The sequence below is a fragment of the Streptomyces sp. NK15101 genome (genome assembly GCF_020400725.1).
GTDB lineage: Bacteria > Actinomycetota > Actinomycetes > Streptomycetales > Streptomycetaceae > Streptomyces.
Genome location: NZ_JAINVG010000169.1, coordinates 1 through 5,920 on the forward strand (window position 1 = coordinate 1; position 5,920 = coordinate 5,920).

The 5,920-nt window shown below is 71.9% G+C and carries 5 protein-coding genes; all 5 read right to left on the reverse strand.

Features of this window, described 5'->3' with window-relative positions; genetic code table 11:
* Positions 1-78: 78 nt before the first annotated feature.
* The gene (locus K7G60_RS38075) at positions 79-2,334 is read right to left on the reverse strand and encodes an RNA degradosome polyphosphate kinase (RefSeq protein WP_225805548.1); all 2,256 of its coding nucleotides are present in this window, start codon (positions 2,332-2,334) and stop codon (positions 79-81) included.
* Between the two features lie 262 nt (positions 2,335-2,596).
* On the reverse strand, positions 2,597-3,574 hold the full coding sequence (locus K7G60_RS38080) for an ABC transporter permease subunit (protein ID WP_225805549.1): 978 nt from the start codon (positions 3,572-3,574) through the stop codon (positions 2,597-2,599).
* Positions 3,571-4,410 carry an ABC transporter ATP-binding protein gene (locus tag K7G60_RS38085; protein ID WP_225805550.1) on the reverse strand — a complete coding sequence of 280 codons (840 nt, stop codon included), beginning with the start codon at positions 4,408-4,410 and terminating at the stop codon, positions 3,571-3,573. Before K7G60_RS38085 ends, K7G60_RS38080 begins: the two co-directional genes overlap by 4 nt.
* Positions 4,407-4,790, reverse strand: a complete 384-nt coding sequence (locus tag K7G60_RS38090; protein ID WP_225805551.1) for a GntR family transcriptional regulator — start codon at positions 4,788-4,790, stop codon at positions 4,407-4,409. The genes K7G60_RS38085 and K7G60_RS38090 overlap by 4 nt, the downstream gene beginning before the upstream one ends.
* Before the next feature lie 115 nt (positions 4,791-4,905).
* On the reverse strand, positions 4,906-5,832 hold the full coding sequence (gene mshD, locus K7G60_RS38095; RefSeq protein ID WP_225805552.1) for a mycothiol synthase: 927 nt from the start codon (positions 5,830-5,832) through the stop codon (positions 4,906-4,908).
* Positions 5,833-5,920 lie beyond the last annotated feature (88 nt).

Below are 5,920 nucleotides of genomic sequence, written 5' to 3' on the forward strand. Positions count from 1 at the left end.
GCCCCGCCCCCCCGGCGGGCGGCCGGGGCGGGGGGGGGGGGGGGCCGGCCCGCGCCCGCCGTGACGTCCTGCGAGTGGTCAGGGTTGTGCACGCCGGCGCCTCCGCGCGTCGATGAGCATCTCCTGGACGTGCCGAAGGGGCCTGCCTTCGGGGTCGGTCGCGTGCCGCGTCCAGTTCCCGTCGGGGCCGAGGTGCCAGGAGGAGGTGGTGTCGGACATCCCGGTCTCCAGGAGCCGGGTGAGCGCTGCCCGGTGCCCCGGGTCGGAGACCCGTACGAGGGCCTCGATCCGGCGGTCCAGGTTGCGGTGCATCATGTCGGCGCTGCCGAACCAGACCTCGGGTTCGCCGCCGTTGCCGAAGGCGAAGATCCGGGAGTGCTCCAGGAAGCGGCCGAGGACCGAGCGGACCCGGATGTTCTCCGAGAGGCCGGTGACGCCGGGGCGCACGGCGCAGATGCCGCGGACCCAGATGTCGACGGGGACGCCGGCCCGGGAGGCCTGGTAGCAGGCGTCGATGACGGCCTCGTCGACCATCGAGTTGACCTTGATGCGGACGTACGCCGGGCGTCCCGCGCGGTGGTGCGCGATCTCCTTCGTGATCCGGGAGACGAGGCCGTCCCGCAGCGACTTCGGGGCGGTGAGCAGGCGACGGTACGTCTCGCGGCGGGAGTAGCCGGAGAGCCTGTTGAACAGGTCGGAGAGGTCGGCGCCGACCTGCGGGTCGGCGGTGAGCAGGCCCAGGTCCTCGTAGAGCCGGGCCGTCTTCGGGTGGTAGTTGCCGGTGCCGACGTGCGAGTAGCGGCGCAGGAGTTCGCCCTCCTGCCGTACGACCAGCGACAGCTTGCAGTGGGTCTTCAGGCCGACGAGGCCGTAGACGACGTGGCAGCCGGCCTCCTCCAGCTTCCGTGCCCACTTGATGTTGGCCTGCTCGTCGAAGCGGGCCTTGATCTCGACGAGGACGAGGACCTGCTTGCCGGACTCGGCCGCGTCGATGAGGGCGTCGACTATCGGGGAGTCGCCGGAGGTCCGGTACAGCGTCTGCTTGATCGCGAGGACGTCCGGGTCGGCGGCCGCCTGCTCCAGGAAGGCCTGCACGGACGTGGAGAAGGAGTCGTACGGGTGGTGCAGGAGCACGTCCCGCTCGCGCAGCGCGGCGAATATGTCCGGCGCGGACGCCGACTCCACCTCGGCGAGGTCCCGGTGGGTGCCGGCCACGAACTTCGGGTACTTCAGCTCGGGCCGGTCCTGCCCCGCGATCCCGAAGAGGCCGGTGAGGTCGAGCGGGCCGGGCAGCGGATAGACCTCGGCGTCGGAGATCTTCAGCTCGCGCACCAGCAGGTCGAGGACGTACGGGTCGATGGACTCCTCGACCTCCAGGCGCACCGGGGGCCCGAAGCGGCGCCGCATGAGCTCCTTCTCCAGGGCCATGAGCAGGTTCTCGGTGTCGTCCTCCTCGACCTCCAGGTCCTCGTTCCTGGTCACCCGGAACATGTGGTGCGCCAGCACCTCCATGCCGGGGAACAGCTCCTCCAGGTGCGCCGCGATGACGTCCTCCAGCGGCACGTACCGCTGAGGGGAGGCCTCCAGGAAGCGGGTGAGCAGCGGCGGCACCTTCACGCGCGCGAAGTGGCGGTGGCCGCTGACCGGATTGCGCACGACCACGGCGAGGTTGAGGCTGAGGCCGGAGATGTACGGGAAGGGGTGGGCCGGGTCCACGGCCAGCGGGGTGAGGACCGGGAAGATCTGCTGCCGGAAGAGGGTGAAGAGCCGCGCCTGCTCCTTCTCAGTGAGCTCGGGCCAGCGGATCAGGTGGATGCCCTCGTCGGCGAGGGCCGGGGCGACGTCCTGCTGGTAGCAGGCGGCGTGCCGGGCCATGAGCTCGCGCGAGCGCGTCCAGATCAGGTCCAGGACCTCGCGGGGCTGGAGGCCGGAGGCGGAGCGGGTGGCGACGCCGGTGGCGATGCGGCGCTTGAGGCCGGCGACGCGGACCATGAAGAACTCGTCGAGGTTCGAGGCGAAGATCGCGAGGAAGTTAGCCCGTTCGAGGAGGGGGGTCGTGGGGTCCTCGGCGAGTTCGAGGACGCGCTCGTTGAACGCGAGCCAGCTGCGCTCCCGGTCGAGGAAACGCCCCTGCGGGAGCTCGGTGCCGAGCTCGCCGTCGTCCTCGTACGTGTCGGGATCGGCGTCCACGTCGGCGTCGAATTCGGTCACGACGGTTCCGTTCACCACGTGCGCGCGGGGCGCGGTCGCGGAACCGAGGGACGACGTTTCGGACGACGGGGCGGACTGCGTGGCGGAGGACTGGACCGGGACCTCGGCGGGCTGCTGCTTCATGGCCCCATTCTTCCGCGCGAAGGGGTGGTCGGGCGCGTCGGAGCGGGCCGTGGGGGAGGGAAGTCTTCCCTTGGGGAGGACCACCCTGCCGGGGGTGGACACGGAGCGCTTCATTGAGTGAGCGTCGCAAGCGCGTCTGAATGGCCGGTAACGACGACATGTCGTACGGGAATCAGGGGCGGGGCCCTTGGCGGAGTCCCGCCCCCGGTATGTCTACGCGTGTCCTCTACGCGTGTCCTCTCGCGTGTCCTCCGGGACGGCGCTACGGGTGCCGGGTGCGCAGGACGCGGAAGGCGGCGTAGGCCGCGAGGGCGGCGAGGGCGAGACAGATGCCGGTCTCGACGAACTGGAGGGGCCAGTAGTGCGAGGTTGGGTGGATGTCGAGGAACTCGGTGACCCCGCCGCGGTCGGTCATGCACCGCTGGAAGGTGTCCGGCTGGGCGGCGAAGCAGTCCTTCCAGAGGACGCGCTCACCGGATGCCGTGAGCATGCCCCGGTCCAGTGGCCAGGCGTGATTCTCGGCCGACAGCCCGGTGCCGGTCAGGGTCCGGACCGGCCAGAGGCCGTCGCGCAGCCGGGAGAGGACCGCCAGGGCTGCCCCGATGACGAGAGCGGCGGCCCCCATCGCGACCACGGTGCGCCGGGTGAGGACGCCGATGGCCGTGCCCAGGGCGAGGCCCAGGAGGGCGTGCGCCACCGGAACGATGCCGAACGAGACGAACATGGTCGGCTCGTACCAGTACGTGGGGAAGTCGTCGGCGGGGCCCGTCGACCAGGACCAGTAGAAGACCAGGCTCAGCAGGGGGACGATCGCGAGCGTGAGTGCGGCGGGGGCCGAGAGCTTGGCGGCGAGCCAGCGCGCCGGGCTGACGGACTGCGTCCACGCCAGCCGGTACGTGCCGGATTCCAGCTCGCGGGCGAGCATCGGGCCCGCGACGAACGCGCCGAGCAGGACGGGCAGGACGGGCAGGACGAGCATGCCCATGGCGGTGTACTCGACGAGATGCCGGGCGAACCACCGGTCGTCGATGTAGTCGCGCTGAACCTGGAAACAGGAGCTGGTCGAGCCGTTGACAGGGCAGCCCGCCGTCCGCAGCGCGTCCACCGCGCCGTCCGACCACATCCGTGAGGCGACCAGGACCGCCACCGCGACGGTCGCGAGGCCGAGCGACCACCACAGCGCCCGCCGGTGCTGGCGAGCCGTCACCCAGTGCGGGCCCTTGAGGGCGAGGGCGCTCATACGGAGGCTCCTTCGGTGGTGCGGAGGTGGGCGAGGAGGAGTTCCTCCAGGGAGGGTTTGGTGGTCACCCACGGGCCTTCGACGGGACCCTCGCGGCGGACGAGGGCGGTGAGCTGGCGGCCCGTCGTCCGGGAGTCGACGACCGTGTGCGGGGAGAGGTCGGCGACCGGACCGGTCACCAGGGTGTGCGCGGCGAGCAGGTCGTCGATCTCGCCGTCGAGGCGGATGCGGCCGTTCTGCACGAGGAGCAGGTGGTCGCAGGCCCCTTCCAACTCGGTGAGGATGTGCGAGGACATGACGACGGTCGTGCCGCGTTCCGCGGCGTCGGCCAGGAGGACGCCCATGAGCTCGCGTCGGGCGAGGGGATCGAGGTCCGCCATCGGCTCGTCCAGGAGCAGCAGTTCGGGCCGCTTGCCGAGGGCGAGGGCGAGGGCGAGTCGGGTGCGCTGCCCGCCGGAGAGGGAGCGGACTCGTGCGTTCCCGGCCAGCGGGCCGGCCGCGACGATGCTCTCGGCGACAGCCGGGTCCCAGCGGTCCGGGTTGAGCTCGTGGCCCAGGCGCAGTGTCTCGGTGACGGTGAGCTGTCCGTACAGTGGCTTGTCCTGGGCGACGTACGCGAGGCGGTCCCTCGCCGGGGCCGTGATCCGGCCCGCTGTGGGGCGCAGCAGGCCCGCGGCCAGTCCGAGAAGGGTCGACTTCCCGGCCCCGTTGGGTCCGACGACGGCGGCGACCCGGCCGGCGGGCAGGGCGAACGCGCAGTCCCTCAGTGCCCAGGCTCCGCCACGCCGTCGGTAGTGCATGCCGAGGCCGTCGGCCTCGATGACCGGATCGGTCATTCGTCCCCCTCGAAGTGTTCCTTCAGTACGGATGTGAAGAGCGCGGCCACGTCCTCCCGCTCCAGTCCGGCGGCGCGTGCCCGGCGGGCCCAGTCGGCGAGTTCGCCGCGCAGCGGCGAGTCGGCGGGGCCGGTGCCGAGGGTGGCGCGGACGAAGGTGCCGAGGCCGCGGCGGGCCTCGACGAGGCCTTCGCGTTCGAGCTCGCGGTAGGCCTTGAGGACCGTGTTGGGGTTGATGGCCGTCGCTTCGACGACCTCGCGTGCGGTGGGCAGTCGGTCGCCGGGCTCCAGGAGGCCCATCCGGAGGGCCTGTTTCGTCTGCTGGACGATCTGGAGGTAGGTGGCGACGCCACTGCGCCGGTCGATGCGGTACTCGACCACGATCCCTTCCACCACCCTTTCACTAATCAAGTAGTGAAAGGGTGGTGGGAAGAAGGGGGCGGTGTCAACCGCCCCCTGTCCGGGAGGTGTTACGACTCCGTGCGGTACGGGCCGGTCATGACTCCGTGCGGTACATCAGGTCCACCTCGTGCGTCGTGAACCCGATCCCCTCGTAGACCCGCACCGCCGCCTTGTTGTCCGCGTCCACGTACAGCATCGCCGTCGGCAGCCCCTGCGCCGCCAGGTGCCGCAGGCCGATCGCGGTCAGCGCCTTGCCGAGGCCGCCGCCCTGGGCGTCCGGCAGGATGCCGACCACGTACACCTCGCCGAGCTGCTCCTCGGCGTGCGTCTTCGTCCAGTGGAAGCCGATCAGCCGCCCGTCCTTCTCCGCGAGGAAGAAGCCCTTCGGGTCGAACCACGGTTCGGCCATCCGGTCGTCCAGGTCCCGCTGCGTGAGCGAGCCCTGCTCCGGGTGGTGCGCGAAGGCGGCGGCGTTGACGGCGAGCCAGGCCGCGTCGTCCTGGCCGGGGACGAAGGTCCGGACGGTGACGCCCTCGGGCAGCACCGGCTCCGGGATGTCGAGCGGCACCAGGGGGCGGCGCAGCTGGCGCAGCTCGCGGAAGAGCGTCAGGCCGAGGACCTGGGCGAGGTGCCGGGCCGCCGCCTTGCCGCCGTGTGCCCAGACGCGCAGCCGCTTGCCGGAGGCGGTGAGCAGGGCGGTGCCGAGGGCCCGGCCGTGGCCGCGGCCCCGGTGGGAGGGGTGGACGACCAGCTCGGCGGCCGGGGCCTCGATCGGGTCGGTCTCCTCCAGCTGGGCGTAGCCGTAGAGGCGGGGGCCGACGGTGAGGAGGAAGTGCCGCACGCCCTCGCGCCTGCCGTGGCGCAGGTAGAGCCGCCCCTGCTCGGACACGGCGTGCATGCCGTCGGCCTGTTCGGCGGCCGTGAGCAGGTCCAGTACGTCCTGGACCTGCTCGGGCGTGAGCTCGTCATACGTGTGGATCTGCCGTCCCGGTTCGAGGGCCGGCACCGTGTCGGAAGTCATGGCTATGAGCCTACGGCGGGGGGGCGGGGGCGCGCGGGGGGGTACCCCGGGGGGGGGGGGGAGGGGCCGGGGGGGGGGGGTGGGGGGG